This window comes from Streptomyces calvus (assembly GCF_006782915.1).
GTDB lineage: Bacteria > Actinomycetota > Actinomycetes > Streptomycetales > Streptomycetaceae > Streptomyces > Streptomyces calvus.
In genome coordinates, this window is the sequence record NZ_VCNP01000022.1 from 44,635 (window position 1) to 71,480 (window position 26,846).

The 26,846-nt window shown below is 72.1% G+C and carries 27 protein-coding genes; 5 read left to right on the top strand and 22 right to left on the bottom strand.

Annotated features, from left to right (window positions below):
- Positions 1-59: 59 nt before the first annotated feature.
- The 3 genes from FGW31_RS09795 to FGW31_RS09805 all read right to left on the bottom strand — a co-directional run bounded on the left by FGW31_RS09795 (position 60) and on the right by FGW31_RS09805 (position 3,415).
- Positions 60-617 (bottom strand): GNAT family N-acetyltransferase, encoded by a 558-nt coding sequence (locus FGW31_RS09795; RefSeq protein WP_142192992.1) that lies wholly within the window; start codon positions 615-617, stop codon positions 60-62.
- A complete protein-coding gene (locus FGW31_RS09800; protein ID WP_142192993.1) occupies positions 595-2,841 on the bottom strand; it encodes an MMPL family transporter in 2,247 nt (748 codons plus the stop codon). The genes FGW31_RS09795 and FGW31_RS09800 overlap by 23 nt, the downstream gene beginning before the upstream one ends.
- A 232-nt stretch (positions 2,842-3,073) precedes the next feature.
- Positions 3,074-3,415 (bottom strand): hypothetical protein, encoded by a 342-nt coding sequence (locus tag FGW31_RS09805; protein ID WP_142192994.1) that lies wholly within the window; start codon positions 3,413-3,415, stop codon positions 3,074-3,076.
- A 187-nt stretch (positions 3,416-3,602) separates the two neighbouring features.
- On the opposite strand from FGW31_RS09805, the gene FGW31_RS09810 reads away from it, so the two are divergent.
- A complete protein-coding gene (locus tag FGW31_RS09810) occupies positions 3,603-4,415 on the top strand; it encodes an SAM-dependent methyltransferase (RefSeq protein ID WP_142192995.1) in 813 nt (270 codons plus the stop codon).
- An 87-nt stretch (positions 4,416-4,502) separates the two neighbouring features.
- Here the strand turns inward: FGW31_RS09810 and gatB are convergent, their stop codons facing one another.
- From gatB to FGW31_RS09860, 10 genes are all read right to left on the bottom strand, one after another.
- Positions 4,503-6,017, bottom strand: a complete 1,515-nt coding sequence (gene gatB / locus FGW31_RS09815) for an Asp-tRNA(Asn)/Glu-tRNA(Gln) amidotransferase subunit GatB (protein WP_142192996.1) — start codon at positions 6,015-6,017, stop codon at positions 4,503-4,505.
- 16 nt (positions 6,018-6,033) lie between these two features.
- Positions 6,034-6,273, bottom strand: a complete 240-nt coding sequence (locus FGW31_RS09820) for a hypothetical protein (protein WP_142192997.1) — start codon at positions 6,271-6,273, stop codon at positions 6,034-6,036.
- Positions 6,270-7,763 (bottom strand): Asp-tRNA(Asn)/Glu-tRNA(Gln) amidotransferase subunit GatA, encoded by a 1,494-nt coding sequence (gene gatA, locus FGW31_RS09825; RefSeq protein ID WP_142192998.1) that lies wholly within the window; start codon positions 7,761-7,763, stop codon positions 6,270-6,272. The genes FGW31_RS09820 and gatA overlap by 4 nt, the downstream gene beginning before the upstream one ends.
- Before the next feature lie 6 nt (positions 7,764-7,769).
- The gene (gene gatC, locus FGW31_RS09830; protein ID WP_004925108.1) at positions 7,770-8,066 is read right to left on the bottom strand and encodes an Asp-tRNA(Asn)/Glu-tRNA(Gln) amidotransferase subunit GatC; all 297 of its coding nucleotides are present in this window, start codon (positions 8,064-8,066) and stop codon (positions 7,770-7,772) included.
- Positions 8,067-8,214: 148 nt separating this feature from the next.
- On the bottom strand, positions 8,215-10,467 hold the full coding sequence (locus FGW31_RS09835) for a putative bifunctional diguanylate cyclase/phosphodiesterase (RefSeq protein ID WP_142192999.1): 2,253 nt from the start codon (positions 10,465-10,467) through the stop codon (positions 8,215-8,217).
- A 258-nt stretch (positions 10,468-10,725) separates the two neighbouring features.
- Positions 10,726-12,921, bottom strand: coding sequence for an NAD-dependent DNA ligase LigA (ligA, locus tag FGW31_RS09840; RefSeq protein WP_142193000.1), 2,196 nt, complete (start codon positions 12,919-12,921; stop codon positions 10,726-10,728).
- Positions 12,922-12,936: 15 nt separating this feature from the next.
- Entirely contained in the window at positions 12,937-13,935 is a 999-nt protein-coding gene (locus FGW31_RS09845) for a methionine synthase (RefSeq protein WP_142193001.1), read from the bottom strand.
- Between the two features lie 115 nt (positions 13,936-14,050).
- Positions 14,051-14,740, bottom strand: a complete 690-nt coding sequence (locus FGW31_RS09850) for an SDR family oxidoreductase (RefSeq protein ID WP_142193002.1) — start codon at positions 14,738-14,740, stop codon at positions 14,051-14,053.
- Between the two features lie 27 nt (positions 14,741-14,767).
- On the bottom strand, positions 14,768-15,307 hold the full coding sequence (locus tag FGW31_RS09855) for an LOG family protein (protein ID WP_142193003.1): 540 nt from the start codon (positions 15,305-15,307) through the stop codon (positions 14,768-14,770).
- On the bottom strand, positions 15,304-16,107 hold the full coding sequence (locus tag FGW31_RS09860) for a class I SAM-dependent methyltransferase (RefSeq protein ID WP_142193004.1): 804 nt from the start codon (positions 16,105-16,107) through the stop codon (positions 15,304-15,306). Before FGW31_RS09860 ends, FGW31_RS09855 begins: the two co-directional genes overlap by 4 nt.
- 74 nt (positions 16,108-16,181) lie before the next feature.
- On the opposite strand from FGW31_RS09860, the gene FGW31_RS09865 reads away from it, so the two are divergent.
- On the top strand, positions 16,182-16,505 hold the full coding sequence (locus FGW31_RS09865) for a DUF427 domain-containing protein (protein WP_142193005.1): 324 nt from the start codon (positions 16,182-16,184) through the stop codon (positions 16,503-16,505).
- 81 nt (positions 16,506-16,586) lie between these two features.
- Entirely contained in the window at positions 16,587-17,366 is a 780-nt protein-coding gene (locus tag FGW31_RS09870; RefSeq protein ID WP_142193006.1) for an alpha/beta fold hydrolase, read from the top strand.
- A 388-nt stretch (positions 17,367-17,754) separates the two neighbouring features.
- Here the strand turns inward: FGW31_RS09870 and mnmA are convergent, their stop codons facing one another.
- A complete protein-coding gene (gene mnmA / locus FGW31_RS09875) occupies positions 17,755-18,885 on the bottom strand; it encodes a tRNA 2-thiouridine(34) synthase MnmA (protein WP_142193007.1) in 1,131 nt (376 codons plus the stop codon).
- Positions 18,886-18,945: 60 nt separating this feature from the next.
- Between mnmA and FGW31_RS09880 the strand changes: the two genes are divergently transcribed.
- On the top strand, positions 18,946-19,614 hold the full coding sequence (locus FGW31_RS09880; protein WP_142193008.1) for a peptidoglycan recognition protein family protein: 669 nt from the start codon (positions 18,946-18,948) through the stop codon (positions 19,612-19,614).
- Between the two features lie 40 nt (positions 19,615-19,654).
- On the opposite strand, the gene FGW31_RS09885 is transcribed toward FGW31_RS09880, so the two are convergent.
- The 7 genes from FGW31_RS09885 to FGW31_RS09915 form a co-directional block, all read right to left on the bottom strand.
- Positions 19,655-20,494, bottom strand: coding sequence for a hypothetical protein (locus FGW31_RS09885; protein WP_142193009.1), 840 nt, complete (start codon positions 20,492-20,494; stop codon positions 19,655-19,657).
- A gap of 55 nt (positions 20,495-20,549) precedes the next feature.
- Complete coding sequence (locus FGW31_RS09890) at positions 20,550-21,125, bottom strand: hypothetical protein (RefSeq protein ID WP_220510989.1); 576 nt, start codon at positions 21,123-21,125, stop codon at positions 20,550-20,552.
- Between the two features lie 47 nt (positions 21,126-21,172).
- Positions 21,173-22,348: a hypothetical protein gene (locus tag FGW31_RS09895; protein ID WP_142193011.1), complete on the bottom strand. Its 1,176-nt coding sequence runs from the start codon at positions 22,346-22,348 to the stop codon at positions 21,173-21,175.
- A 110-nt stretch (positions 22,349-22,458) separates the two neighbouring features.
- Positions 22,459-23,031, bottom strand: coding sequence for a hypothetical protein (locus FGW31_RS09900; RefSeq protein ID WP_142193012.1), 573 nt, complete (start codon positions 23,029-23,031; stop codon positions 22,459-22,461).
- 185 nt (positions 23,032-23,216) lie between these two features.
- Positions 23,217-24,386, bottom strand: a complete 1,170-nt coding sequence (locus FGW31_RS09905) for a cysteine desulfurase family protein (protein WP_142193013.1) — start codon at positions 24,384-24,386, stop codon at positions 23,217-23,219.
- Between the two features lie 94 nt (positions 24,387-24,480).
- Positions 24,481-24,747 carry a DUF4190 domain-containing protein gene (locus FGW31_RS09910; protein WP_142193014.1) on the bottom strand — a complete coding sequence of 89 codons (267 nt, stop codon included), beginning with the start codon at positions 24,745-24,747 and terminating at the stop codon, positions 24,481-24,483.
- 46 nt (positions 24,748-24,793) lie between these two features.
- The gene (locus FGW31_RS09915) at positions 24,794-24,961 is read right to left on the bottom strand and encodes a hypothetical protein (protein WP_142193015.1); all 168 of its coding nucleotides are present in this window, start codon (positions 24,959-24,961) and stop codon (positions 24,794-24,796) included.
- Between the two features lie 116 nt (positions 24,962-25,077).
- On the opposite strand from FGW31_RS09915, the gene FGW31_RS09920 reads away from it, so the two are divergent.
- Positions 25,078-25,749, top strand: coding sequence for a TetR family transcriptional regulator (locus FGW31_RS09920; RefSeq protein WP_142193016.1), 672 nt, complete (start codon positions 25,078-25,080; stop codon positions 25,747-25,749).
- 221 nt (positions 25,750-25,970) lie between these two features.
- Here FGW31_RS09920 and FGW31_RS09925 read toward each other — a convergent pair whose 3' ends face one another.
- A complete protein-coding gene (locus FGW31_RS09925) occupies positions 25,971-26,831 on the bottom strand; it encodes a thioesterase family protein (RefSeq protein ID WP_142193017.1) in 861 nt (286 codons plus the stop codon).
- Between the last annotated feature and the right edge of the window lie 15 nt (positions 26,832-26,846).

The following is a 26,846-nucleotide window of genomic DNA, read 5'->3' on the forward strand; positions in this document are numbered from 1 at the left end:
GGACGCCGTCTGAGAGTCCGCTTAATGATCGTTGTGGACGCCGTGACCGCTTGTGCGCGTCAGTGGTCGCCGCGCGCCCGCCACTCCGGGGCCAGCACGGACCACACCTCCAGGTCGTGGCGCACCCCGTGGTGGAGGTGGGCCCCGCGGCGCACGCCGTCCCGGGTCATGCCGAGCCGGCGGGCCACGTTCAGGCTGGGCGCGTTGCCGGACGCGGCGACCCATTCGACCCGGTGGATGCCGCGCTGTTCGACCGCCCAGTCGATCAGCGCCCGCATCGCGCGGGTGACCAGCCCGCGCCCCGTGGCGGCGGGCTCCAGCCAGCAGCCGACCTCGCAAGTGCCGTTCGCGGCGTCGAAGTTGAGCGTGAGTACTCCGCCGACCAGCGTGCCCTCCAGCCACAGCCCGTGCAGCGAGCCCGTGTCGGCCGCGCGCCGGTCGGCGTACCGCTGGAGCACCTCCCGGGCGCCGGCCACGTCCGTGGCCCCGGAGCCGAAGGGCACGTACCGGTTGATGAAGTCGCGGCCCCGGTCCAGGTGGGCCAGGAACTCCTCCGCGTGCCACGGCTCCAGGGGCCGCAGTTCGGCGCCGTCGTCACCCAGTCGTATCGCGTACATCCCGCTGCCGCTCCTCGCTCGCCAGCACGTCCGCCACTTCGGCGTCCGTGGCAGCGGCCAGCCTCTCATGGGCGGTGCGGCACTCGGGCGGCTCGATGCTGATCCGCGGCAGGACGCGGTCCAGGGAGCGCGGCAGCCACCAGTTGGCGCCGCCGAGCAGGTGCATCAGGGCGGGGACGAGCAGGGTGCGCAGGACGAAGGCGTCCAGGGCGACGGCCGCGGCGAGCGCGATGCCGAACATGGCGATCACGCGGTCGCCGCTGAGGACGAAGGCGAGGAAGACCGAAATCATGATCACGGCCGCCGAGTTGATCACGCGGCTGGTCTCGGCTAGGCCGACGCGGACGGCCCGCCGGTTGTCGCCGGTCTCCAGCCACTCCTCGTACATGCGGCTCACCAGGAAGACCTGGTAGTCCATGGAGAGCCCGAACAGGACCGACACCATGATCACGGGCAGGAAGGGTTCGATGGGGCCGGCCCGGCCGAGGCCGAGCAGTTCGCTGCCCCAGCCCCACTGGAAGATCGCCACGACGACACCGAAGGCGGCGGCGACGGCGGCCACGTTCATCACGGCGGCCTTCAGCGGGATGCCCACGGACCGGAAGGCCAGCAGGAGCAGCAGACAGCCCAGGCCGATCACCACGCCGACGAACAGCGGCAGCTTGTCCACGATGACGTCGGCGAAGTCGTCGTAGCCGGCCGTCACACCGCCGACCAGCACGTCGAGTGAGGTGCCCGACTCGGCCCGGGGCAGCACGTCGGACCGCAGCCGGTCGACCAGGTCGCTGGTCTGCTCGGACTGCGGCGACGACTCCGGTACGACGGTCAGGTACGCGGTGTCGCCGCCCGCACCGTAGGTCACCGGGGAGACCGAGGCGACGCCCTCGGTGTCGCGCAGGGTGGTGTCGAGGTTGTCCAGGGCGAGCCGGTCCTCGGCGCCGTCGACCTCCGTGACGAGGGTGAGCGGGCCGTTCACTCCGGGACCGAAGCCCTCGGCGATCAGGTCGTAGGCCTGGCGCGTGGTGGAGGTCTTCGGGTCGTTGCCCTGGTCGGAGGTGCCCAGGTGGAGGGAGAGGGTGGGCAGCGCGAGGACGGCCATGACGACGACCGCGACCGCGCCGAGCAGCTTGGGGTGGCGTTCCACGAACGCCGACCAGCGGGCGGCGAACCCGGTCGGCAGCTCCGGCTCGGGCCCGTGTTCGTCCAGCCGGCGCCGCTCCCGGCGGCTGAGCGCGCGCATGCCGATGAACGACAGCAGGGCCGGCAGCAGGGTCACGGAGGCGGCGACGGTCAGGACGACGGTGAGCGAGGCGGCGACGGCGACGCCGTTGAGGAAGTTCAGCCGGAGGATCAGCATGCCCAGCAGGGCGATGCACACGGTGGCGCCCGCGAAGACGACCGCGCGCCCGGTGGTGGCGACGGCGTTGACGGCGGCCTCGGTGACGGAGAGCCCGCGTTTCAGCCCGCGCCGGTGCCGGGTGACGATGAACAGCGCGTAGTCGATGCCGACGCCGAGTCCGATCAGCATGCCCAGCATGGGCGCGAAGTCGGCGACGGTCATCATGTGCCCGAGCAGCACGATCCCGGCGTAGGCGGTGCCGACGCCGACCAGGGCGGTGGCGATGGGCAGCAGCGAGGCGGCGAGCGAGCCGAAGGCGAGGAAGAGGACGACGGCGGCGACCAGCACGCCGACGATCTCGGCGATGTGCCCGCCGGAGGACTCGCTGAGCTCGACGGCGCTGCCGCCCAGCTCGACCCGGAGTCCGTCGGTCTCGGCCGCCTTGGCCGTCTTCACCACGGCGGCGGCCTCGCCCGCGTCGATGTCCTTGGCCCGGTCCTCGAAGGTGACCGTGGCGTAGGCGGTGCTGCCGTCCTGGCTGATCCTGCCCGCGCCCTGCTCGTCGTACGGGCCGGTCACGGCGGCCACGCCGGGCAGGTCCTCGATCCGCTCCAGGGTGCGCGTCATGGTCTGCTCGACGCCGGAGTCCCGGACGCTGCCGGACGAGGTGTGCCAGACGACGGTGTCGCTGTCGCCGCCGAGGTCCGGGAAGCCCTGCTTCAGCAGTTCGGTGGAGCGTCCCGACTCGGTGCCGGGCACCTTGTAGTCGTTGGAGTAGGCGGAACCGGCGGCGAAGGCACCGGCCGCGACCCCGCCGAGGGCGAGGAGCCAGAGCAGGACGGCGACGAGACGGCGTTGGACACACCAGCGTGCGAGGGCTGCCACGAACGTGCTCCCAGTGACTGAGTGTGATTCTTTGACCGGGAGCAGCCGAACATGGACCGAACAGCCCGCAAAGAACGCATGAGCAATGCACTGCCACTGTTGCAGGCAAGAGTGATCGTTTGTCGCTTTCGTGGGCTTATTCACACCGATGCGATGCGGCGCACAGGACCGTCGCACCGGCCCCGTCCACGGCCGCCGTCCGCCTCGTCCCGAGGGACCCGGCCCCGGCCGGTCAGTCGAACCGGTCCCCCACCGCCATCACCATCAGCGCCCCGACCAGCAGCCACAGCGCCCTGCGGGTGCGCCCGCGCGAGCCCAGCACCGCGGCGAGCGCGCAGCCGGCGGCTCCGGCGGCGTAGGCGACCGGGACGAGGACCGGCGCCGGCCCGCCGGCACGGAGCAGCGCCGCGGCCGTCCCGGCCGACGCCAGCACCGCGCCGGTGCCGGTCGCGGCCCATCGCGCCCGCCGCGCCGAGCCCGCGTCGTCGTCCTCCGCCGGCCCGAGGACCCCGGTTCCTTCGGTGTCCTCGGGCCGGGTGTCCGGGGACGGGTCGGAATCAGCGCGTCCACTCATGGCGCGGGAGCGTAGCGCGCCCCGGACGGAAATCCGGATGCGGGGGCGGCCGGGTGGCTGCTAGCGTCCGTCGGTCCGACGTTCCGCGGCAGCCCGCCGCCGGCCGAAGCAGGTGCTTTGATGACTGTCCGTCCGGTCTCCGACGCGTCCCTCTCCCTCTTCACGGCCCCAAGGAGCCCGTTCACCGATGTCGGACATCACTCCGCACACCCCGCACACCCCGCACGACGGCCTCGCTAGCCGTCTGTCCCTGCCCCGCTACCCGCGCAGCAGCACCTACGACGCCCGCTGGACCATCGACAACGCGATGGGTCCGCACGCGCTGTGGCTGCTGGAGTGGCTCGCCCCGGCCCTCGGCCCGGACAGCCTGCGCCCCGGCGCCCGCGTGCTCGACCTGGGCTGCGGACGCGCCATGACGTCCGTGTTCCTGGCCCGCGAGTACGACGTCGAGGTCACCGCGGCCGACCTGTGGATCGCTCCGGACGACAACGCGCGCCGGATCGCCGAGGCGGGCGTCGCCGACCGGGTGCTGCCGGTCCGCGCCGAGGCGCACGACCTGCCCTTCGGCGAGGAGACCTTCGACGCGATCGTCTCCGTCGACGCCTACCAGTACTTCGGCACCGACGATCTCTACCTGCCGACGCTGACCCGGCTACTCAAGCCCGGCGGGCGGATCGGCGTCGTCGTCCCGGCGACCCGCGAGGAGCTCGACGGCACCGAGCCGCCGGAGCACCTGGAGCCCTTCTGGGAGCCCGCGTTCTGGTGCTTCCACTCACCCGCCTGGTGGCGCCGCCACTGGACCCGCAGCGGGGCCGTGGAGGTCGAGACCGCCGACTGGCTCACCGACGGCTGGCGGGAATGGCTGCTGTGGTGCGACGTCGTCGCCGAGGAGAGCACCGAGGAGTTCCACGTGCGGTCGAGCCGCGACAGCGCCCGGATGCTGCGCACCGACCGGGGCCGCACCCTCGGCTTCGCCCGTGTGGTGGGCCGCAGGCCCTGACTCCCGCCGGGTGTGACGGCCCGGCGTGAAAAAGGGGAGGGGACGCATCGAACGGTCGATGCGTCCCCTCGTCCGCCGTCCGGCGGATCAGCCCTCCTCGACGCCCAGCTTCTGAAGGATCAGCTCCTTCACCCGGGCCGCGTCCGCCTGGCCGCGCGTGGCCTTCATGACCGCGCCGACCAGCGCACCGGCCGCGGCGACCTTGCCACCGCGGATCTTGTCCGCGATGGCCGGGTTGCCGGCGATGGCCTCGTCGACGGCCGCGGTGAGCGCGCCCTCGTCGGAGACGACCTTCAGGCCGCGCTTGTCGACGACCTCGTCCGGAGTGCCCTCGCCGGCCAGCACGCCCTCGATGACCTGGCGGGCCAGCTTGTCGTTCAGGTCGCCCTTGGCGACCAGCTCGGTGACCCGGGCCACCTGCTCCGGCGTGATCGCCAGCTCGTCCAGGGCCTTGCCGGACTCGTTGGCGCTGCGCGCCAGCTCGCCCATCCACCACTTGCGGGCGGAGGCCGCGTCGGCACCGGCGTCGATCGTCGCGACGATCGGGTCCAGCGCGCCGGCGTTGAGGATCGCCTGCATGTCGGTGCCGGAGATGCCCCACTCCTCGCGGAGCCGGTTGCGGCGCACCAGCGGCAGCTCGGGCAGGGACGCGCGGATCTCCTCGACCCACTCGCGGGACGGGGCGACCGGCACCAGGTCGGGCTCCGGGAAGTACCGGTAGTCCTCGGCCTCCTCCTTCACGCGGCCCGAGGTCGTGGACCCGGTGTCCTCGTGGAAGTGGCGGGTCTCCTGCACGATCGTGCCGCCGGACGACAGCACGGCCGCGTGCCGCTGGATCTCGAAGCGCGCGGCGCGCTCGACGGAACGCAGCGAGTTCACGTTCTTCGTCTCGGAGCGCGTGCCGAACTTCTCGGTGCCGTTCGGGCGCAGCGACAGGTTCACGTCGCAGCGCATCTGGCCCATCTCCATGCGGGCCTCGGAGACGCCGAGCGCGCGGATGACCTCGCGCAGCTCGCGCACGTACGCCCGCGCCACCTCGGGAGCGCGCTCACCGGCGCCCTCGATCGGCTTGGTGACGATCTCGATGAGCGGGATGCCGGCGCGGTTGTAGTCCAGCAGGGAGTGGGACGCGCCGTGGATCCGGCCGGTGGCGCCGCCCACGTGCGTGGACTTGCCGGTGTCCTCCTCCATGTGGGCGCGCTCGATCTCCACGCGGAAGGTCTCGCCGTCCTCCAGCTGCACGTCGAGGTAGCCGTTGAAGGCGATCGGCTCGTCGTACTGGGAGGTCTGGAAGTTCTTCGGCATGTCCGGATAGAAGTAGTTCTTCCGGGCGAAGCGGCACCACTCGGCGATCTCGCAGTTCAGCGCGAGACCGATCCTGATCGCCGACTCGACGCCGGTCGCGTTGACGACCGGGAGCGCGCCGGGCAGGCCGAGGCAGACCGGGCAGGTCTGGGTGTTCGGGTCGGCGCCGAGCGAGGTCGAACAGCCGCAGAACATCTTGGTCTTGGTGCCGAGTTCGACATGGACCTCGAGGCCCATGACGGGGTCGTACGACGCGAGCGCGTCCTCGTACGACACCAGGTCGGTCGTGGTGGTCACGGTGAAAACTTCCCTCTCAGCCCAGCAGGACGTCGTCGTCGCCCAGCCGCTTCAGCTCGCGGTAGAGGATGGCGAGGCCGGTGACGATCGCGGCGGCGGACACGGTCGCGTCGATGAGGACGAGCGTGTCCTTCTCGGCGCGGGCCGACTTCAGCCGCTTGGCGACGCCGATCGCGCCGAACGCGGTGGCGGCCATGGACAGGTACGTACCGGACTTGGACTTCTTGAAGCCCTTGGCCTTGGTCAGTGCACTCACAGCGACGGAGCCTCCTCGAGCAGCGGGTGGCCCCACTTTTCCACGAAGGCGGCCTCGACGGCGGCGCCCACCTTGTAGAGCCTGTCGTCCTTCATGACGGGAGCGATGATCTGCAGGCCGACCGGAAGGTTGTCCTCCGGGGCGAGACCGCAGGGCAGCGACATGGCCGCGTTGCCCGCCAGGTTGGTCGGGATGGTGCACAGGTCGGCGAGGTACATCGCCATCGGGTCGTCGGCGCGCTCGCCGATCGGGAAGGCCGTGGTCGGCGTCGTCGGGGAGACGATCACGTCGACCTGCTCGAACGCCTTGTCGAAGTCCTGCTTGATCAGCGTACGGACCTTCTGGGCGCTGCCGTAGTACGCGTCGTAGTAGCCGGAGCTGAGCGCGTAGGTGCCGAGCATCACGCGGCGCTTCACCTCGGGGCCGAAGCCGGCCTCGCGGGTCAGCGAGGTGACCTCCTCGGCGGAGTGCGTGCCGTCGTCGCCGGTCCTGAGGCCGTAGCGCAGGCCGTCGAAGCGGGCGAGGTTGGAGGAGCACTCGGACGGCGCGATCAGGTAGTACGCCGACAGCGCCAGGTCGAAGGACGGGCAGTCCAGTTCGACGATCTCGGCGCCGAGGTCCTTCAGCAGCGCGACGGACTCGTCGAACCGCTGGACGACACCGGCCTGGTAGCCCTCGCCGCGGAACTGCTTGACGACGCCGACGCGCATGCCCTCGACCGAGCCGTTGCGCGCGGCCTCGACGACCGGCGGGACCGGCGCGTCGATGGAGGTCGAGTCCATCGGGTCGTGCCCGGCGATGACCTCGTGCAGCAGCGCCGCGTCCAGGACCGTGCGGGCGCAGGGCCCGCCCTGGTCCAGGGAGGAGGAGAAGGCGACCATGCCGTACCGCGACACCGCGCCGTACGTCGGCTTCACGCCGACGGTGCCGGTGACGGCGGCGGGCTGGCGGATGGAGCCGCCGGTGTCGGTGCCGATGGCGAGCGGCGCCATGTGCGCGGCCAGCGCGGCGGAGGAACCGCCGCCGGAGCCGCCCGGGATCCGGGTGAGGTCCCAGGGGTTGCCGGTCGGCCCGTAGGCGCTGTTCTCGGTCGAGGACCCCATGGCGAACTCGTCCATGTTGGTCTTGCCGAGGATGACGACGTCGGCGGCCTTCAGCCGCTTGGTGAGCGTCGCGTCGTACGGCGGGATCCAGCCCTCGAGGATCTTCGAACCGACGGTCGTGGGCACGCCCTCGGTGGTGAAGATGTCCTTCAGCGCGAGCGGCACGCCGGCCAGCGGGCCGAGCTTCTCGCCCCGCTCCCGCTTGGCGTCCACAGCGCGGGCCTGCGCCAGGGCGCCCTCGCGGTCGACGTGCAGGAAGGCGTGCACCTTCTCGTCGACGGCCTCGATGCGGGCGAGGTGGGCCTCGGTGACCTCGACGGCCGTGAGCTCGCCGGAGGCGATCCTCGCGGCGGTCTCGGCGGCCGTGAGCTTGATGATGTCCGTCATGGTTGCTTACTCCTCCCCCAGGATCTGCGGCACCTTGAAACGCTGCTGCTCCTGGGCCGGGGCGCCGGAGAGCGCCTGCTCGGGGGTGAGCGAGGGACGGACCTCGTCCGGCCGCATGACGTTCGTCAGCGGGAGCGGGTGCGAGGTCGGCGGTACGTCTTGGTCGGCGACCTCGCTGACGCGGGCCACCGCGCCGATGATGTCGTCCAGCTGGCCTGCGAAGTGGTCGAGCTCTTCGGGCTTCAGCTCCAGACGCGCCAGCCGGGCGAGGTGGGCGACCTCCTCGCGCGTGATGCCAGGCATGCAGCGATCCTCTGGGGTGAGTGTGTGTGGTTTGGCCCAATCCTATGGGGCGCGGGCCCGTGCCCGTGAAACCCTTTCCCGGAGGCGGACCACCGGCCCCGCGTCCGGCCGGTCCGGGGCCCGGCGGCCGGGTGCCGCGCGCCGGGTGCTACTCGTCGGCGGTCGTCGCCGCCGGCAGTGCCGCCGCGGGCCGCTGCCACCCGCGCGATCCCCGCGCCAGCAGCCAGGCCGTCGTCTCGTCGGGCGGCATCGCGGCGGCGACCAGCCAGCCCTGCACCGCGTCGCAGCCGAGGTCGCGCAGCCGCTCCCACGTCTCGTCGTCCTCCACGCCCTCGGCCACGACGAGCAGCCCCAGCGAGTGGGCGAGGTCGACGGTGCAGCGCACGATCTCCGCGTCCTCGGTGTCCACGGCCAGCCGGGCGACGAAGGAGCGGTCGATCTTCAGCTCGCTCACCGGCAGCCGCCGCAGGTGCACCAGCGACGAGTAGCCGGTGCCGAAGTCGTCCAGGGACATCTTCACGCCGTGCCCGGTCAGCGCGTTCAGTGTGTCGGCGGCCCGCTGCGGATCCTCCAGGAGCACGTGCTCGGTGATCTCCAGTTGCAGCGCCCCGGCCGGTACGCCGTGGCGCGCGAGGCGCGCCGCGACGGACCCGGCGAACCCGGGGATGTGGACGTCGCGCGGCGAGACGTTGACCGCCACCGGCACGAACAGCCCCTGTGCACGCCACTCGGCGACCTGGCCGAGCGCGGTCTCCAGCACGTACTCGGTGAGGTGGGGCATCAGCCCGGACGACTCGGCGATGGCGATGAACTCGTCCGGCGGCACCTTGCCCCGCTCCGGGTGCACCCACCGCACCAGCGCCTCCAGCCCGGCCACCTGCCCGTCGAAGCGGACCTTCGGCTGGTAGTGCAGCTCCACCTCGTGGGCGTCCAGCGCCCGGCGCAGATCGCCCAGCAGGCCCAGCCGGTCGGGGGTGTTGGAGTCGCGCTTGGACTCGTACGCCTCGACGCCCGTACGGTCCCGCTTGGCCTGGTACATCGCCACGTCCGCCCGCCGCAGCAGCCCTTCGGCGTCGACCGCGTGGTCCGGGAAGACGGCGACTCCCGCGCTCGCCTCCAGGACCAGGGTGAGTCCGTCGAGGTCGAGCGGGGAGCTGAGGGCGGCCACCAGGCCGCGGGCGACGCGGGTCGCGGAGGTCGTGGAGTCGGCGACGGGCAGCAGGACGGCGAACTCGTCGCCGCCGAGCCGCGCGGCCTCCGCCCCGCGCGGCAGGGCCAGTCTCAGCCGGTCGGCGATCTGCAGCAGCAGCCGGTCACCGGCGAGATGGCCCAGGGTGTCGTTGACCGACCGGAACCGGTCGAGGTCGATCAGCATGAGTGCGGCACGGGCGCCGATGCGCTCGGCATCGTCCAGCGCGGTCCAGGTGCGCTCCAGCAGCCACTGCCGGTTCGGCAGCCCGGTCAGCGGGTCGCGCAACTGTTCCTCCGCCCGCGCCCGGGCTATCCACAGCGTGGAGTCCAGGGCGATCAGCGGGATCGAGAACAGCGGCAGCAGCACCGGCCTGGCGTCCGCGACCACGCACACCAGCGGCGCTATGCCGAGCAGGGCCACCGCGACGAGGCCCTGGCGGACGAGGGCGGTGCGGGCCACGGTGGGCAGTCCGGCGCGCGGGGTGTGCAGGTACCAGAGCAGGGTGCGGGTGACGACCAGGTAGACGGCCGCGACCAGCACCACGCCGGGCGCGGTGTACAGCGTCCAGTTGTCCGGCGTGGAGGGCGACTCGACGGTCGGTACGGAACCGAAGGCGGCCAGCACCAGGGCGCCGGCGCCGATGCCGAGGAGGTCGACCGCGCCGTGCAGCACGCCCTGCCGCCAGCGGCCGCGCCGGGCCACTCCGACCAGCACGACGACGGTGAGGCTGACCATGCCGGCCGGCAGCCAGCCGTAGAGCAGCAGCACGGCGAGGGTGAGGGCGGCGCCCGAGCCGGTGCCGCCCCACCAGCGGGAGCGGCCCAGCATCACCAGATGGCCGACGATGATGCCGGTCAGGACGGCCAGGGACCAGCCGACGGTGCCGGACGGGAAGAGCGCGTGTCCGCCGGTGAACGCCCGCAGGAATCCGGCGCCCAGCACGAACGCGGCCGCCGCGACGACGGCCGTGGGCAGTGCGGGCCACGACGGGTGGCGTTCCGCCTCCGTCCCGGGCATCGCGGGGTTCGATCCGAGGGCCGGTGGTGCGGTGCCGCGCACGTCCGAGGTGACCGCCGGCCCGGTGCGTCCGTGCGCGCCCGGCCGCCCCGGGGGCCGCCGCCCGTCCTCCTCCCGGCCGCGCCGCCAGGCGACCGCCATGCGGCGCAGGCGCAGCCGTGAGCCCGGCGCGGCGCTCTCGGTCGGTTCCATTCCCGTCCCTCTCACAGCCGGCGGTGCCCACGCCACGCGGCCCGATGCCCGACAACCCTCAGCGGCTCCGCGGTGGAAAGCCTTCCCCGGTCCCTTCACGGGACCGGCGTTGCCCCGACCGCAACTGGGCACGGCAGGCGCACATCTCAACAGTAGGCCGCAGAAGGCTTGTACGGGCACCGGTCGCCGACGGTTGCCCGAATGCGCCCCAGCCACCCGTATGCATCTGGTATGCGCCGATCGGGTGGCCTTCAACCGCTACTCCTCGGCCGAAAGGGCGGCGTCGGCCGCGGCCTCCGGGCCGTGCTCCAGAAGGACGTTGAAGCCGTCCTCGTTCAGAACCGGAACCTTCAACTGCATCGCCTTGTCATATTTTGACCCGGGATTGTCGCCCACTACGACGAACGACGTCTTCTTGGAGACCGACCCGGTCACTTTCGCGCCCTGGCTCTGCAGCGCCTCTTTCGCGCCATCCCTCGTGAAATGCTCCAGAGTTCCGGTCACCACGACGGTGAGCCCCTGGAGCGGACGCGGGCCCTCGTCGGCGCCGGATCCCTCGTCCTCCATGCGGACGCCGGCCGCCTTCCACTTCCGGATGATCTCGCGGTGCCAGTCCTCGGCGAACCACTCCTTTAGGGAAGCGGCGATGGTCGGGCCGACGCCCTCGGTGCCCGCCAGCTCCTCCTCGGTGGCCTGCTCGATGCGGTCCACGGAGCGGAACTCCCGGGCCAGCGCCTCCGCGGCGACCGGTCCGACATGGCGGATCGACAGGCTGGTGAGGATCCGGGCCAGCGGACGCTCCTTGGCGGCCGCGATGTTGGCCAGCATGGCGACCGCGTTCTTCTTCGGCTCGCCCTCCTGGTTGGCGAAGACGGTGGCGATCTTCTCCTCGCCGGTCTTCGGGTCCCGCTTGGGCAGCCCGCTGTCCTGGTCCAGGACGTACGCCTTGATGGGCAGCAACTGCTCGACGGTGAGGTCGAAGAGGTCGCCCTCGTCCTTCAGCGGCGGTTCGGCGGGTTCCAGCGGCCTGGTCAGCGCCGCCGCGGCGACATAGCCGAAGTGCTCGATGTCCAGCGCCTTGCGCCCGGCCAGGTAGAACAGGCGCTCCCGCAACTGGGCGGGGCAGGTGCGGGCGTTGGGGCAGCGCAGGTCGACGTCGCCCTCCTTCATCGGCCTGAGCGGCGTACCGCACTCGGGGCACTCGCCCGGCATCACGAACTCCCGCTCGCTGCCGTCCCGCAGGTCGGCGACCGGCCCGAGGATCTCCGGGATCACGTCACCGGCCTTGCGCAGCACGACGGTGTCCCCGATGAGGACGCCCTTGGCCTTGACCACGTCCTGGTTGTGCAGCGTGGCGAACTCCACCTCGGACCCGGCCACGGTGACCGGCTCCACCTGGGCGTACGGCGTGACCCTGCCCGTACGGCCCACGCCCACGCGGATGTCGACCAGCCTGGTGTTGACCTCCTCGGGCGCGTACTTGTACGCGATGGCCCAGCGCGGGGCGCGCGAGGTGGTGCCGAGCCGGCCCTGCAGCGGGATCTCGTCGAGCTTGACGACGACCCCGTCGATCTCGTGCTCCACGGAGTGGCGGTTCTCGCCGTAGTGGGCGATGAACTCCCGTACGCCGTCGAGGCCGTCGACCACCTTGTTGTGCGGGGAGGTCGGCAGGCCCCAGGTCTCCAGGAGGCCGTAGCCCTGGGACAGGCGGGTCATGCCCGTGTAGCCCTCCAGGGCGCCGATGCCGTGCACCACCATGTGCAGCGGGCGGGAGGCGGTGACCCGGGGGTCCTTCTGGCGCAGTGAACCGGCCGCCGCGTTGCGCGGGTTGGCGAAGGGCTTGTCGCCGGCCGCGACCAGGCGGGCGTTGAGCTCCTGGAACTTCTCCATCGGGAAGTAGACCTCACCGCGGATCTCCACCAGGTCCGGGACCTCGTCGCCCTTCAGCCGGTCCGGGATCTCGGCGATGGTGCGCACGTTGGGCGTGATGTCCTCACCGGTGCGGCCGTCGCCGCGGGTGGCCGCGCGGACGAGCCGGCCCCGCTCGTAGGTGAGGTTCACTGCGAGGCCGTCGACCTTCAGTTCGCACAGGAAGTGGAACTCCTGCGCGCCCAGCTCCCGGTGGATGCGCTCCACCCAGGCGGCGAGGTCGTCGTCGTTGAAGGTGTTGTCGAGGGAGAGCATGCGCGAGCGGTGCTCGACGGAGGTGAACTCCGTCTCGTAGGACCCGGCGACCTTCTGGGTCGGCGAGTCCGGGGTGCGCAGCTCCGGGTGCTCCTCCTCCAGCGCCTCCAGTTCGCGCAGCAGCCGGTCGAAGTCCGCGTCGCTGACGACGGGGGCGTCCTTCACGTAGTACCGGAAGCGGTGCTCCTCGATCTGCTCAGCGAGCCTGGCGTGCTTCTCCCGTGCCTCGGCGGGCACGCTCGTCGTCTCCGCTTGCTTGTCGCCGGCCACCGTGTGGTCCTCCCGTTACTCTGGGTTGTCCGCGAGGGATCTCGCCGCCCGGACGCAGTGGGCGTAGGCCCTGCGCGCGTACTCCGGGGAGGTCCCCGCGAGTCCGCACGCCGGGGTGACGGTGACCGCCTCCGGGAGCAGCCCCGGCCGCAGCCCCAGCCTGCGCCACAGCGTCCTGACACCCATGACGCTACCGGCAGGGTCCGACAACGGGCCGTCCGTGCCGGGCACGACACCGGCGAGCAGCCGGGTGCCGCTCTCCACGGCTTCCCCGATCGCCTCGTCGTCACGCTCGGTGAGGAGGGAGAAGTCGAAGGAGACCGCCGCCGCTCCCGCCCGGCGCAGCAGGGCGAACGGGACGTCCGGCGCGCAGGAGTGGACCACGGCGGGCCCGTCGTGCACCCCGAGGACGTCCCGCAGCGTGCCCTCGACGACCTGGCGGTCCACCGCGCGGTGGGTGCGGTAGCCGCTGGCGCTCCTGACCTGCCCGCGCAGGACGGCGGTCAGGGAGGGCTCGTCGAGCTGGAGGACGAGCCGCGCGCCGGGCACGCGCCGCTGCACCTCGGCGAGGTGCAGGCGCAGTCCCTCGGCGAGGGAGGCGGCGAGGTCGCGGCAGGCACCGGGGTCGGACAGGGCCGCCTCGCCGTTCTTCAGTTCGAGGGCCGCGGCGAGCGTCCAGGGGCCGACCGCCTGCACCTTCAGCGGCCCCGTGTACTCCTGCGTGAACTCCTCCAGCGCGTCGAGGTCCTCGCCGAGCCAGGAGCGGGCCCGCCGCGTGTCCCGGCCCGGCCGGTCCCCGATCCGCCAGCCGCTGGGCTCGACGCGCGCGTACAGCTCGACGAGCAGGCCGGCGGTCCGGCCGATCATGTCGGCGCCGGGGCCGCGGGCGGGCAGTTCGGCCAGGTGCGGGAAGTCCTCGAAGCTTCCGGTGACGGTCTTGGCGGCCTCGCGTGCGTCGTGGCCCGGCAGGGAGCCGATGCCGGTGGCGGGGCCGAGGCGAAGGTTGTCGTTCACGGGGGAAGCGTACGCAGGTGGCGGCCGGGGTGGTGCGCCCAGCCGCCGCTTCGCGTCCCTTCCGTCCGGCCCGGCGGACCCGGCCCGTGTCCTCGGGTGCCGGACGGGCCGGCCGTCACCGCCCCGGTCGCACGGTGAGGTCGTTGACCTCCGCGTCCTTTGGCAGGTCCAGGGCCATCACGATCGTGGTGGCGACCGACTCGGGGTCGATCCACCGGCCCGGGTCGTAGTCCTTGCCCTCCTGCTGGTGGACCTTGGCCTGCATGGGGCTGGCGGTGCGGCCCGGGTAGACGGAGGTGACGCGGACCCCGTTGCCGTGCTCCTCGTGGCGCAGGGAGTCGGCGAGGGCCTTCAGGCCGTGCTTGGACGCCGCGTACGCGGACCAGTCCGCATGGGCGTTCAGCCCCGCGCCGGAGTTGACGAAGACCACGTGGCCGCGGCTCGCGCGGAGCTGGGGCAGGAAGTGGCGGGTCAGCTCGGCGGGCGCGATCAGGTTGACGTTCAGCTGGTGCCGCCAGGTCTTCGGGGTCAGCTCGCCGACCGGGCCGAGGTCGACGACACCGGCGATGTGCAGCAGGGAGTCCACCCGGTCAGGGAGCGACTGGTGGGAGAACGCCCAGCTGAGCCGTTCGGGGTCGGCGAGGTCGCCGACGAGGGTGCGGGCGCCGGGGAACTCGGCCGCCAGTTCCTTCGCCCGGCCCGCGTCGCGGGCGTGCAGCACGAGGTCGTCCCCGCGCGCGTGCAGGCGGCGGGCGACGGCCGCGCCGATGCCGGAGCCGGCCCCGGTGATCACATGTGTAGCCATGCCCGCAATGCTCGCACCACCGGGCGGTCACTCCACGCCCAGGCTCTCCTCCAGGTACGCCAGCGCGCCCACCGGCTCCTCGGCGAAGAACACCAGCTCGGCGAGCGGCCGGGGCAGGAAGCCCTCGTCCTCCATGCGGCGGAACTGCTCCTTGAGGCCGTCGTAGAAGCCCGCGGTGTTGAGCAGGACCACCGGCTTGTCGGTGTGCCCGTGCTTCTTCAGCTCCAGGATCTCCGTCGCCTCGTCGAGGGTGCCGGTGCCGCCCACCATGATCACCACGGCGTCGGCCTTCTCCAGCAGCAGCCTCTTGCGCTCGGCGAGGTCCTTGGCGACGACCATCTGGTCGACGCCCGGGCGTGCCTTGGCCGCGAGGAACTCCACGGAGACGCCGAGGAGCCGGCCGCCCGCCTCCTCCACGCCGTCGGCGACGACCTTCATCAGGCCGACGTCCGAACCGCCCCACACCAGGGTGTGCCCGCCCTTGCCGAGCAGGCGCGCGAAGTCCCGCGCGGGGCGCGTGTAGCGGTCGTCGAGGTCGGCTGCGGAGAGGAAGACACAGATGTTCACGGGCCCACAGTACGGGCCCGGTCGGACATCGCCGTCAGCCGCATCTTGGACTGCTTGTGCGGCAGCTCCTCCCAGTCGTCCATGAACCGCGCGGACAGGCCGTGCCGTGCGGCCAGTTCCACCAGGGTGCGGGTCCGGTAGTAGAAGTCCTCGTGCAGCACCTGGTGCTCCTCGCCCTCCGTGCGGTCGAAGGTGAAGTCGAAGAACCCGCCGGGCGCGAGCACCCGTCCGACGTGCGCGAAGCACTCCTCGATGACGTGCCGCGGCGAGTGCGAGAAGACGCTGTGCGCGTGCACGACGTCGAAGTGGCGCTCGGGCAGGAACGCGAAGGTGAGGTCGTCGGCGAGGGTCAGGTAGGGCATCTTGGCCTGGAGCCCGTCGCGTACGACGGTGTCCTGGGCGGCGAGCAGGATGTCCGGCGAGATGTCGATGCCGTAGTAGTGGCCGGGTTCCAGGTGGTCGATGAAGAGGCGGCCCGCGCGGAGGTTGCCGCAGCCGATCTCCAGCATCCGGTGGTGCGGCCGCAGCCCGTGCCGCAGCAGGTAGTCGAACTGCAGGCGGCCGATGCGCGCCCACTGCTCGCGCGAGGGGTTGTGCCCGACGGCCGCCTCGGCGCTGCGGGCCGCGTCGGAGGCCATCACCGCGCGGTAGTAGGCGATGTGGTCGCGGTGCCGCAGCCGCAGCCAGGCATCGCGCAGCGCCCGCCGGGCGTGGGCGGGAACGCGTCGCGGGTGGCGCAGGGCGTACCGGGCGCGGTGGGCGAGGGTGCCGCGGTTCCTGCGGGTGTCATCGGCTCCCATGGGGCCTCCTCGGGAAGAACTCGGGTTCAGCGTGCGCTGTAACCGGTGAGTCGGCTACCCGAGGAGGCGCGATCGTGACCCCAGGCCACCGCATCACCGTGGAGCCCAGTGACCGGCCTGTGCGCGTGGTGCACGGCGGGCAGGTCCTGGCGGAGAGCGACCGGGCCCTGGTGCTGCGCGAGACGGGCTGCCCCGCGCGGTACTACATCCCGCCGCAGGACGTACGCCTCGACCTGCTGACTCCGTCCGCGACGCACACGTACTGCCCGTTCAAGGGCACCGCGTCGTACTGGTCGCTGCCGGACGCCGCCGACCTGGTGTGGGCGTACCCGGAGCCGGAGCCGGACGTGGCGGCGATCAGGGACCACCTGTGCTTCTACGAGGTGGAAGTGCGCTGATCGCGTAGACGGGTTGCGCTGGGGCGGACGCGCCGCCCGCTTCACCGACGAACGCGGTGGTGTGCGGCAGTCTTTCCAGGCATGGACAAGAACATCCTTTCGCGCGATGGCACTTCGCTCGCCTACGAGAGCGCCGGGCGTGGCTCGGTGGTCGTGCTGGTCAGCGGCGCGATGTCGACGGGCGCCACGGTGGCGCCGCTCGCCGCGCCGCTGTCGGAACGCTTCCAGGTCGTGGTGTACGACCGCAGGGGCCGGGGTGCGAGCGGGGACACGGCGCCCTACGCGGTGGAGCGGGAGGTCGAGGACCTGGCCGCGCTGATCGAGGCGGTGGGCGGCCGGGCCTCGCTGTACGGGGTCTCCTCGGGCGGCGCGCTGGCGCTCAGGGCGGCCGCGAGCGGACTTCCGGTGCGCCATGTCGCCGTGTACGAGACGCCGTACGCGATGTCCGCGGAGGACCTCGCGGAGCGGGCGCGCTACGGCGAGCGGCTGACGGCGGCGCTCGCCGAGGGCCGGCGCGGGGACGCGGTGGAGCTGTTCCTGCGGCTGACCGGGCTGGGCGAGGACGTCATCCAGGGCGCCCGGCAGTCGCCGATGTGGGCCGGGATGGAGTCGATCGCGCCGAGCCTCGCGTACGACGACGCCGTCATGGGCGACGGCGGTGTTCCGCGGGAGCTGCTGGCGGCGATCCGCGTGCCGGTGCTGGCGATCGCGGGCGACGCCAGCCCGGCGTGGATGCGTGAGGCCGCGCGGGCGGTCGCGGAGTCCGTCCCCCGCGGCACCTACCGCACCCTGGAGGGCCAGACCCACATGGTGGAACCGGACGTCCTGGCACCGGTGCTGGCGGAGTTCTTCGCCCGGTGAACCGACCGGCGGTGAACCTGCGGCACGGTACGCCGGTCGCCCGCGGTACGTCGGCCGCCCGCGGTACGTCGGCCGCCCGCGGTACGTCGGTCGCCCGCTGTAGGCCGGTCACGCGCAGGGCGCCGGTCGCGCACGGTGAACCGGTCACACGCAGGGCGCCGGTCGCGCACGGTATGCCGGTCACACGCAGGGCGCCGATCGCGCAGGGTGAACCGGTCACGCGCAGGGCGCCGGTCGCGCAGGGTATGCCGGTCACACGCAGGGCGCCCGTCACGCACGGTGAGCCGGTCACGCGCAGGGCGCCGATCACGCGCCGTGCGCCGGTTGCGCACGGTGAGCCGGACGCGCGCCGCGAGCCGGTCGTCGGTGCCGGGCGGGCCGGCCCGCCTCAGGCGACGTCCGCCGTCACCCGCACCGTCGACGCGATCGTCGCCGAGCCCACCACGCGCGTGCCGTCGTACAGCACGATCGCCTGGCCGGGCGCGACGCCGCGGACGGGCTCGGTGAAGCGGACCCTCAGCTCCCCGTCGACGAGTTCCGCCGTCACCTCGGTCTCGCCGCCGTGGGCGCGCAGCTGGGCGGTGTAGGTGCCGGGGCCGGTGGGGGCGGCTCCGCACCAGCGGGGCTTGACCGCGGTGAGGGCGCCGACGTCGAGGGAGGCGGCCGGGCCGACGGTGACCGTGTTGGTGACCGGGGAGATGTCGAGGACGTAGCGGGGCTTGCCGTCGGGGGCGGGGGTGCCGATCCGCAGGCCCTTGCGCTGGCCGATGGTGAAGCCGTACGCGCCCTCGTGGGTGCCGAGCTTGGTGCCGGACTCGTCGACGATGTCGCCCTCCGCCCTGCCGAGGCGGTTCGCGAGGAAGCCCTGGGTGTCGCCGTCGGCGATGAAGCAGATGTCGTGCGAGTCGGGCTTCTTGGCGACCGCGAGTCCGCGGCGTTCGGCCTCCGCGCGGATCTCCTCCTTGGTGGTGACCGTGTCGCCGAGCGGGAACATCGCGTGGGCGAGCTGGCGGTCGTCGAGCACGCCGAGGACGTAGCTCTGGTCCTTGGCCATGTCGGAGGCGCGGTGCAGTTCGCGGGTGCCGTCCTCGCGCAGGATCACCTTGGCGTAGTGGCCGGTGCAGACCGCGTCGAAGCCGAGCGCGAGCGCCTTGTCGAGCAGCGCGGCGAACTTGATCTTCTCGTTGCAGCGCAGGCACGGGTTGGGGGTGCGGCCGGCCTCGTACTCGGCGACGAAGTCCTCGACGACGTCCTCGCGGAAGCGGTCGGCGAGGTCCCACACGTAGAAGGGGATGCCGATGACGTCGGCGGCGCGGCGGGCGTCGCGCGAGTCCTCGATGGTGCAGCAGCCCCGCGCGCCGGTACGGAACGACTGCGGGTTCGCGGAGAGCGCCAGGTGGACGCCGGTGACGTCGTGGCCGGCCTCGGCCGCGCGGGCGGCGGCGACGGCGGAGTCGACGCCGCCGGACATGGCGGCCAGGACGCGGAGGGGGCGGGTGCGCTGCGGGGTGTCAGTCATAGCCCTTCCAGGGTACGGGGGCGCGGGAACCACGGCCGCCGAGTATCCGTTCAGGATCACGTGGGGGCGAGAAGAGCATCCGAGGACAACGGCCGGCGCATCGGGCGACGGGCCCTGATCGTGGGCGGGGCGGTGGCCGCGACGGGCACGGCGGTGCTGGCGCGCGACGAGCTGGCGCGCCTGTGGTGGCGTGTGCCGGGCGTGGAGAAGCCGCGTGAGCAGGGCGCGGTGGACTTCGCGGGCGCGAGCTGGGTGGCGGCCTCGGAGGCCAACTGGCGGCGCGCGGACCGGCCGGACGACTACGGCATCGACATGGTGATCGTCCATGTCACGCAGGGCAGCTTCGACAGTGCGGTGCGGGCGTTCCAGGACCCGGGTCACCAGGCGGCCTCGCACTACATCGTCGGTCAGGACGGCCGCGTCGCCCAGATGATCCGCGAGCTGGACGTGGCGTACCACGCGGGCAACCGCGACTACAACGAGCGCAGTGTCGGCATCGAGCACGAGGGCTTCGTGGACCGCCCGCAGGACCTCACCGACGAGATGTACGAGGCGTCCGCCCGCCTGACGGCCCGGATATGCGCGCGCTACGACATCCCGGTCGACCGGCAGCACATCATCGGCCACGTCGAGGTCCCGGGCACGGACCACACCGACCCGGGCCCGCACTGGGACTGGGACCGCTACCTGAAACTGGTCCGCCGCGCCCGCACGACGCTGCGCACCTGACCCGCCGCCGCGTCCGTGAGTTCACGCGGGCACGACACGCTCATCCCTGCTGCCGTGCTGCCGCGAACTCCTCAGCGGCCGGAAGCAGATCAGTGATCATCGTCCAGACCTCCTTGGCGTCGACCCGGACGAGCTTGAGCGGAGAGGTGTCCGCCACCTGACCGGCCAGGATCGGCTCGGCAGGGAGCTTCCGGTGCCAGTAACCGAGAGGTCCGCAGTCCCACACCGCGAACCCGCGAACCCGCGGGGACGGGGCGTCGCCGTCGCCGCCCTGCCATGCGGCGGTCATCCGCCAGCTGGAACGCAACCCGACGATCAGCTTGGCAAGCGTACTGAGCTGCGACTTCCGGGTGACCCCGGCGCTCCTCAACGCCTCGGCCACCCGATCGGTGCCTTCCTCCGCGGTCAGGCCGTGAAGGCTGTCCAGGGTGTCGAGGCCCGCGTCGAGGGCAGCCATGGTGGTCTCGACCACAGGAGTGGCCACCTCCACCGTTTCCTCACTCTGGAGGTTGACCATCCGCGCGAGTGCCCAGACGAGCATGGTCGGCTCCAGCCGGACGTACTCCGACTCTGCGGCGCCCGGCCAGGACTCGTGGGAGTAGACGTAACCGTCACCGATGGTGACGCCGTGGTGGAGGGTGCCGTGCTCACCAAGAGCCTCCACGTGGAGGACGACGACGGGGGCACGCAGGGTGCTCACCAATGGCGCGAGCAGTATGTCGAGGTTGCCTTCCTGGTCGGTCAGGCCGGCCTCGCGCAGTTCGTGGTCGGCCTCGGCCAGCTCTGGGGGAATCCGCTCGCCTTCGACACGGTGGCGGAGGACGGCCAGGTGGCTCTCGGCAAGGCGGAAGCGGCCCCGGGTGCTGTCATACGAGGGCATGGAATTCGCTTTCTCAGCGGAGGATCGGGCTGTGATGACTCAGGAGTGCATGAGGTCACTGGAAGACTTCGAGCCAGTTCAGTGACCTGTTGAAGAAGGCCCGGACGGCACCGCCCCGGGTGAGGTTGCGGGTGTTGACGCCGATCAGGACCGCGGCCAGCGCGAGGTCGGTGGCGTCGGCCGCACCGATCACCGTGAGGGTGGCCTTCTTCCGCGAACCGCCGCCGTGCCGGCCCGTCCGGATTTCCACACCGCTGCGCATCAGGGCGCGGTCCCGGTGCCGTCGGCTGGTCGCGACATAGCGGTACTCCCGCCCTGCGACCTGCATCCGCAGGGCCCGTCCGGCTCTGGTCTGCGCCCAGCGGTTGCGTTTGAGGCGGATCCCGGCTGTGCCGACGCTGAGCTCCCCCATGTAGAGGGAGGGCTTGCGTCCGTAGGCCCAGCCGTCGAAGGCGGTCGTGGGGACGGTGTCGCCACTGACCTCAGTGACGTGACGGTCGCCGTGCCGCCTCGCCGGGTAGACCACCTCGATGCGCCCGAACTCCCCAACTGTTCCCCGATACCCGAACTTCCAGGTCAGCCGATGGCCAGAACGGTTTTCCCAACGGTCCAGGGTGTACGTCTGCTGCATGATCCCTTCCCCTCGCGCCGCTCGGCGCGGGTGAGCCGTGGCCGGTCTCAGTCGAACGGGTTGAGAGCGCTACCGAGTTTCTTGGCGCCGTCGGATATGGCCTCACCGGCCTTTTCGGCCTTGTCACCGACCCATTTCGCGGCGTCCTCCCCGGCTGCGGCGATCTTGTCCGAGTGATCCCAGATCAGGGTTCCGGCGTAGGCGAGGCCGGTCCCGGCGGCGAGGCCGACGGTGAGCGGGCTGGGGGCGACCATCGCCATGGTGAGTGAGGCGTTGAATGCCGTACCAGTCCAGTTGGAGAGGTACTTGGCCTTGTCCTCCTTCCACGCCTTGGCGTGATCCATGGTGGCCAGGTTGGCGACGCCCCAGGCGGTGGCGCCGACGGACCCGACAATGCCGGCGCCTCGCACCCACCCGGCGGCCTTGGCCGCGTTGGCGAGACCACCGCGGCGGGCAACGGTGAGCAGATTGGCCTCGGTGGCGGTGGGAAGGTAGAAGGCCCCCTTGCGCATGTACCCACCGAGCATCGCCGCCTCGTCGGAACCGGCGATCACGCTGGTCGGTACCCGGGCCAGCCAACTTCCCGCCTTGGGAATCCTGGACAGTTTGTCCCAGTGATTGTTGATCAGGCGGGCGGTGACCGTGCCCGGCGCGTTGAGCACCTTGGAGCTCTTGAAGTACGCCCTGAGTGAACTGGTGCTGAGAACCGCCGTGGTCGACGCCATGAAGAACGCCGACAGGTTGGCAGCCCCTTCGATGTACGCTGCGACGGTCTTGCCGAGTTCCTCGTCACCGGTCAGTTGAGTGACGGCGTCGCCCTGCACCCTGACCAGCCAGTCGTCGAGGCTTTCGCCGTCCTTCTTCTTGAGCCAGTCGTCGTCGACGTTCCCGTCGGACGCCGCCGCGTTGGCGACCAGAAGGATGTCCGGCGGCAGATCCTTGTTCTTGAGCTGCTCAGGGGTGAACCCGGCCAGCAGGAGTCCGGCCAGTGGATCGCCGTCCTCAAGACGAGCGTAGGCCGCCTTTCTGCGGAGTTCGGGCGCGGTGTCGGTCACCCAGGAACGCATGGGCCGTATCGCGCCTAGCTTGTCCGACACTCCGAGTGCCGAGGCGCGCGTGAAAGCCTCGTCGAGTCGGTCCCCCATCCCGCCGCGTCCGTCGAGCAACTTGGCCAACTGCTCTAGGTCCTGGGGGTTCACCACTCTGTTCGGCTTGCCCGTCACGAAGCTCCTTCAGGTATTCGACGTCCACTCTCTCCAGGAGAGCGGCAGCACAGGCACTCGTACAGTACCGAGGCCGCAACTGGTCCTCGAAGTTGACCGGCTCCCGCGGATCAGACCTGGCGGGCCCGCGCCAATGCCTCCAACAGGGCTTCGCGATCGTGGGTGGCGATCAGCAGCGAGTCGCCCTGCACGGTGTCGACCACGATCTGGTCCATTCCCATCGGCACCGACCATCCGCCCCCTACGAGACGGGGGGACCTGGTCTCACGGCTCCTGCGCTGCAGCTCGGCAAGCTCCTCACGCGACCGCCCGGCCAGGGATGCGACGAACTCCGCATCCGTGGGCTGCGCTCGAGCCTGCCGAATCGACTCGGCCGTCAACGAGTCCACAGCAATCGTCTCTCGTCCCACAGTCAACTGCCCATCCGTGAGACGGATTCGGTGGTAGATGCGCTTGGAGAGCGGCACAGCGTTGAAGACGAGCACGAGAAGCGCCGACAGGCCGAGCATGACGAACCAGACCGTGCTGTCTTCGGGAAGTAGGATGCTGCCCTGGTACGCGAGCCAGCCGGCCACAACCGCGATGGTGATGATCGTCCAGCGTCGCGGCAGCTTCTCCTGGTAATCCACCGCCCGGCCGTACGAGCCCGCTGCGTCCGTTCCGGAATGTGTCGAACGCTCCACGACCGCTCCCTCGACTAGATCCGACCTCTGCTGCGGTCAGGCTACCCACCGCCAAAACGGCGGCTGAAGTGCCGGGGCCATGAGCCCTTCCGGGCAGGGCTTCCCGGGCATCGACCGCAGGCGGCAGACCGTCCGCCGCCCGGGCGGCGCACCGGATCCGCGCGGCGGGTCAACGGTGCGAGGCGTCAGGTCAGGCCGGCTGCGCGGGCGCGTTCGACTGCGGGGCCGATGGCCTTGGCCAGGGCTGCTACGTCGGCCTCGGTGGAGGTGTGGCCGAGGGAGAAGCGGAGGGTGCCGCGGGCGAGGTCGGGGTCGGTGCCGGTGGCCAGGAGGACGTGGCTGGGCTGGGCGACGCCGGCGGTGCAGGCGGAACCGGTGGAGCACTCGATGCCCTGGGCGTCGAGGAGGAGCAGCAGCGAGTCGCCCTCGCAGCCGGGGAAGGTGAAGTGGGCATTGGCGGGGAGCCGGCCGGCGGGGTCGGGGTCGCCGCCGAGGACGGCGTCCGGGACGGCCTCGCGGACGGCGGCGACGAGTTCGTCGCGCAGGCTGCCGATCTCGCGGGCGAACCACTGCTGCTGCTGGGCGGCGAGCCGGCCCGCGGTCGCGAAGGAGGCGATGGCGGGCACGTCGAGGGTGCCGGAGCGGACGTGGCGTTCCTGGCCGCCGCCGTGCAGGACGGGCACGGGCGTGTACTCGCGGCCGAGGACCAGTGCGCCGATGCCGTAGGGGCCGCCGATCTTGTGGCCGGTCACGGTCATGGCGGCGAGCCCGGACGCGGCGAAGTCCACCGGGATCTGGCCGAGGGCCTGGACCGCGTCGGAGTGCAGCGGAACGCCGAACTCGGCGGCGACGTCGGCGAGTTCACGGACCGGCAGAATTGTCCCGATCTCGTTGTTGGCCCACATGATCGTGGCGAGGGCGACGTCGTCGGGGTTGCGGGCGATGGCCTCGCGCAGGGCGTCCGGGTGGACCCGGCCGTGGGAGTCGACCGGCAGGTACTCGACGGTGGCGCCCTCGTGCTCGCCGAGCCAGTGGACGGCGTCGAGCACGGCGTGGTGCTCCACGGGGCTGCTGAGGACCCGGGTGCGGGCCGGGTCCGCGTCGCGGCGGGACCAGTACAGGCCCTTCACGGCGAGGTTGTCGGCCTCGGTGCCGCCCGAGGTGAGGACGATCTCGCTGGGGCGGGCGCCGAGGGCCTCGGCGAGGGTCTCGCGGGCCTCCTCGACGGTGCGCCGGGCGCGGCGGCCGGCCGCGTGGAGGGAGGAGGCGTTGCCGGTGACGCCCAGGTGCGCGGTGAGTGCCTCGACTGCCTCGGGGAGCATCGGGGTGGTCGCGGCGTGGTCGAGGTAAGCCATGGTGGGGCCGATTCTACGGGGCCCGGCGCACCGGCCCCGGGCCCCGGTTGGCCGGGATGCGACGCCCGCGCGCCGGCCCCACGAGGATGCCCGCTCAGAAGCTCCACGAGATCGTGCCGTCCGCCTGCATGAACACCGCGAGGACGAGGAGGTCGGCGACGCCGAGCCCGAGGCCGAGGAGGGCGCGGCCGCGCCGGGCGGTGCCCCGTCCCAGTGCCACCGCCGCCAGGACGACGGCCGCCGGGCCGAGGAAGACGTTGAGGACGAGCAGGCCCAGCAGTCCCAGGACGAAGGACGCGACGGCCATCCCGTCGGCGTCGTGGATGCCGGTACGGCGGCCGGCCGGTGCGGTCAGGTGCATGGTGATCGGCTCCCTCGGTCGGAGGTGGTCGTGCGGTCCGGTCCGGTCAGCGCGCGGAGGTGGCGCGTCGGCGGCGGTGGCGCTCGCGCAGGGCGAAGACGGCGAGCCAGACGGCGATGACGGTGCCCGCGGCGACGGAGAAGGAGAGCGGCGCGTGGGCGACGGTGCCGAGGACGACACCGAGCAGCAGCAGTGCGACGACGAGGAACAGCATGAGTCGGATCCCCCAGCTTTCGGTGAACGCTTGATGTAACAGTTGTTCACTGACTCACCAGTCTAACGCGCCTTCGCGACTTCCCCATTTCGGAGAACAGTTGTTGACTGCATGGCATGAGTCACACCCTCGGCGTCCGGCAGGCGCAGAAACTGAAGACCCGGCAGGCACTGCTCGACGCGGCGCTGGAACTGCTCGAGGGGCAGAGCCTGAGCAGCCTGGGCCTGCGTGAGGTCACCCGGGCCGCGGGGATCGCGCCGACCGCCTTCTACCGGCACTTCCGTTCGGTGGAGGACCTGGGTGTGGCGCTGGTCGAGGAGGCGCTGGGCAGTCTGCACCCGATGATCCATACGACGGTGTCCACGACCGACGACGGCGAGGAGCGGATCGCGCGGGCCATCGGGCTGATCGCCTCGCACGTCGACGCCCATCCCGCACACGTCCGCTTCGTCGCCCGGGAACGGCACGGCGGCGTCCGGCCGGTCCGGGAGGCGATACAGGACCAGCTGGCCCGGTTCACCGCCGAGGTCGGGCAGGGGCTGGCCGAGGATCCCCGGTCGGCGGGCTGGAGCGAGGACGACCTGTTGATGCTGGCCCAGCTCTACGTCGACCAGATGCTGGTCACGGCCTCGCTCTTCCTGGAGGCCCCGGCGACCGCACCGGCGGAGCGGGAGCGGGTGTCCCGGCTGGCGGCCCGGCAGCTGCGGCTGATCGGCATCGGCCGCAGGCACTGGCTGGACGTCGACGGGCCGTCCCGGGCGCCGGCCGGGGACACGCCGGGGACATGACGACGGCCGCCCCTCAAGCGGGGCGGCCGTCGTGGTGCCGGGTCGGGCGCGGGCGTCCGGTCAGGCGGGCGCGGGCCGCGTCAGGCAAGGCGGGCGCGGGCGTCCGGTCGGGCGAGCGCGGGCCGCGTCAGGCAAGGCGGGCGCGGGCGTCCGGTCGGGCGGGCGCGGGCCGCGTCAGGCGAGGCGGGCGCGGGCGTCCGGTCAGGCGGGCGCGGGCCGCGTCAGGCGAGGCGGGCGCGGGCGAGCTGGCGGGACTGGGCGACCAGGCGGTCGTCACTGTCCCAGACCTCGGCGTCCTCCTCCAGGAAGCCGCCGGCGAGGTTGCGGGTGGTGATCGAGACGCGCAGGGGGCCCGGGGCGGGACGGCAGCGGACGTGGACGGTCAGCTCCACCGTGGGGACCCAGCCGGACAGGCCCAGGTCGAAGGCGGTGGGCGGCAGCGCGTCCACCGCGAGGAGCAGCGAGAACGGGTCCGGGTCCCGGCCGTCGGCGAGTCCGAACCAGCCGCGTATCTCGCCCTTGCCGGAGGGCTGTCCGAGCGCCCAGCCGAGGGTCGACGGGTCCAGCTTGAGCATCAGGCGTTCGGTGATGGCGGTGCTGCCGTCGACGGGGGCGGGGCCGTCCTCGGGGCCGAAGCACTGCTCCATCGGCGGCATCGCGGGCGGCTTGGCCGTCGTACGGACGTCCTCGGGGAGGGAGTCGAGGTCGCCGTAGGAGGCGAGGACGCGAATGCGCTCGACCTCCTGGCCCTGTTCGTCGAGCTGGAACAGGGACGCCTGGCCGGTCGACAGGGTCCGGCCGGTGCGGACGGTCTCCGTGCGGACGACCGCCGGGCCGGGCTGGGAGGCGGTCAGATAGTGCGCGGAGACGGTGAACGGGTCGGGGTGCGGCAGGGCGTCCGCGAGCGCGCGGCCCAGGACGGCCAGGAGATAACCGCCGTTGACGGCGTTGATGATCGTCCAGCCGGCGGAGAGGTCGATGTCGTAGACGCCGGGCTCCCGGCGGGTGACCGCGGTGTCGCGGTCGAACTCGCTGACGCCGTCGATGGCCCGGGTGGGCTGGGCGGAGGCTGCTTCTGGCATGGCTGAACAGTACAA

Bases quoted from the DNA above. Each gene is read 5' to 3' on its own strand.
- FGW31_RS09795 (WP_142192992.1), bottom strand. From the start codon at position 617: ATGTACGCGATACGACTGGGTGACGACGGCGCCGAACTGCGGCCCCTG.
- FGW31_RS09805 (WP_142192994.1), bottom strand. From the start codon at position 3,415: ATGAGTGGACGCGCTGATTCCGACCCGTCCCCGGACACCCGGCCCGAG.
- FGW31_RS09810 (WP_142192995.1), top strand. From the start codon at position 3,603: ATGTCGGACATCACTCCGCACACCCCGCACACCCCGCACGACGGCCTC.
- gatA (WP_142192998.1), bottom strand. From the start codon at position 7,763: ATGACGGACATCATCAAGCTCACGGCCGCCGAGACCGCCGCGAGGATC.
- gatC (WP_004925108.1), bottom strand. From the start codon at position 8,066: ATGCCTGGCATCACGCGCGAGGAGGTCGCCCACCTCGCCCGGCTGGCG.
- FGW31_RS09835 (WP_142192999.1), bottom strand. From the start codon at position 10,467: ATGGAACCGACCGAGAGCGCCGCGCCGGGCTCACGGCTGCGCCTGCGC.
- FGW31_RS09850 (WP_142193002.1), bottom strand. From the start codon at position 14,740: ATGGCTACACATGTGATCACCGGGGCCGGCTCCGGCATCGGCGCGGCC.
- FGW31_RS09860 (WP_142193004.1), bottom strand. From the start codon at position 16,107: ATGGGAGCCGATGACACCCGCAGGAACCGCGGCACCCTCGCCCACCGC.
- FGW31_RS09870 (WP_142193006.1), top strand. From the start codon at position 16,587: ATGGACAAGAACATCCTTTCGCGCGATGGCACTTCGCTCGCCTACGAG.
- mnmA (WP_142193007.1), bottom strand. From the start codon at position 18,885: ATGACTGACACCCCGCAGCGCACCCGCCCCCTCCGCGTCCTGGCCGCC.
- FGW31_RS09885 (WP_142193009.1), bottom strand. From the start codon at position 20,494: ATGCCCTCGTATGACAGCACCCGGGGCCGCTTCCGCCTTGCCGAGAGC.
- FGW31_RS09890 (WP_220510989.1), bottom strand. From the start codon at position 21,125: ATGCAGCAGACGTACACCCTGGACCGTTGGGAAAACCGTTCTGGCCAT.
- FGW31_RS09905 (WP_142193013.1), bottom strand. From the start codon at position 24,386: ATGGCTTACCTCGACCACGCCGCGACCACCCCGATGCTCCCCGAGGCA.
- FGW31_RS09910 (WP_142193014.1), bottom strand. From the start codon at position 24,747: ATGCACCTGACCGCACCGGCCGGCCGCCGTACCGGCATCCACGACGCC.
- FGW31_RS09915 (WP_142193015.1), bottom strand. From the start codon at position 24,961: ATGCTGTTCCTCGTCGTCGCACTGCTGCTGCTCGGTGTCGTCCTCGGC.
- FGW31_RS09920 (WP_142193016.1), top strand. From the start codon at position 25,078: ATGAGTCACACCCTCGGCGTCCGGCAGGCGCAGAAACTGAAGACCCGG.
- FGW31_RS09925 (WP_142193017.1), bottom strand. From the start codon at position 26,831: ATGCCAGAAGCAGCCTCCGCCCAGCCCACCCGGGCCATCGACGGCGTC.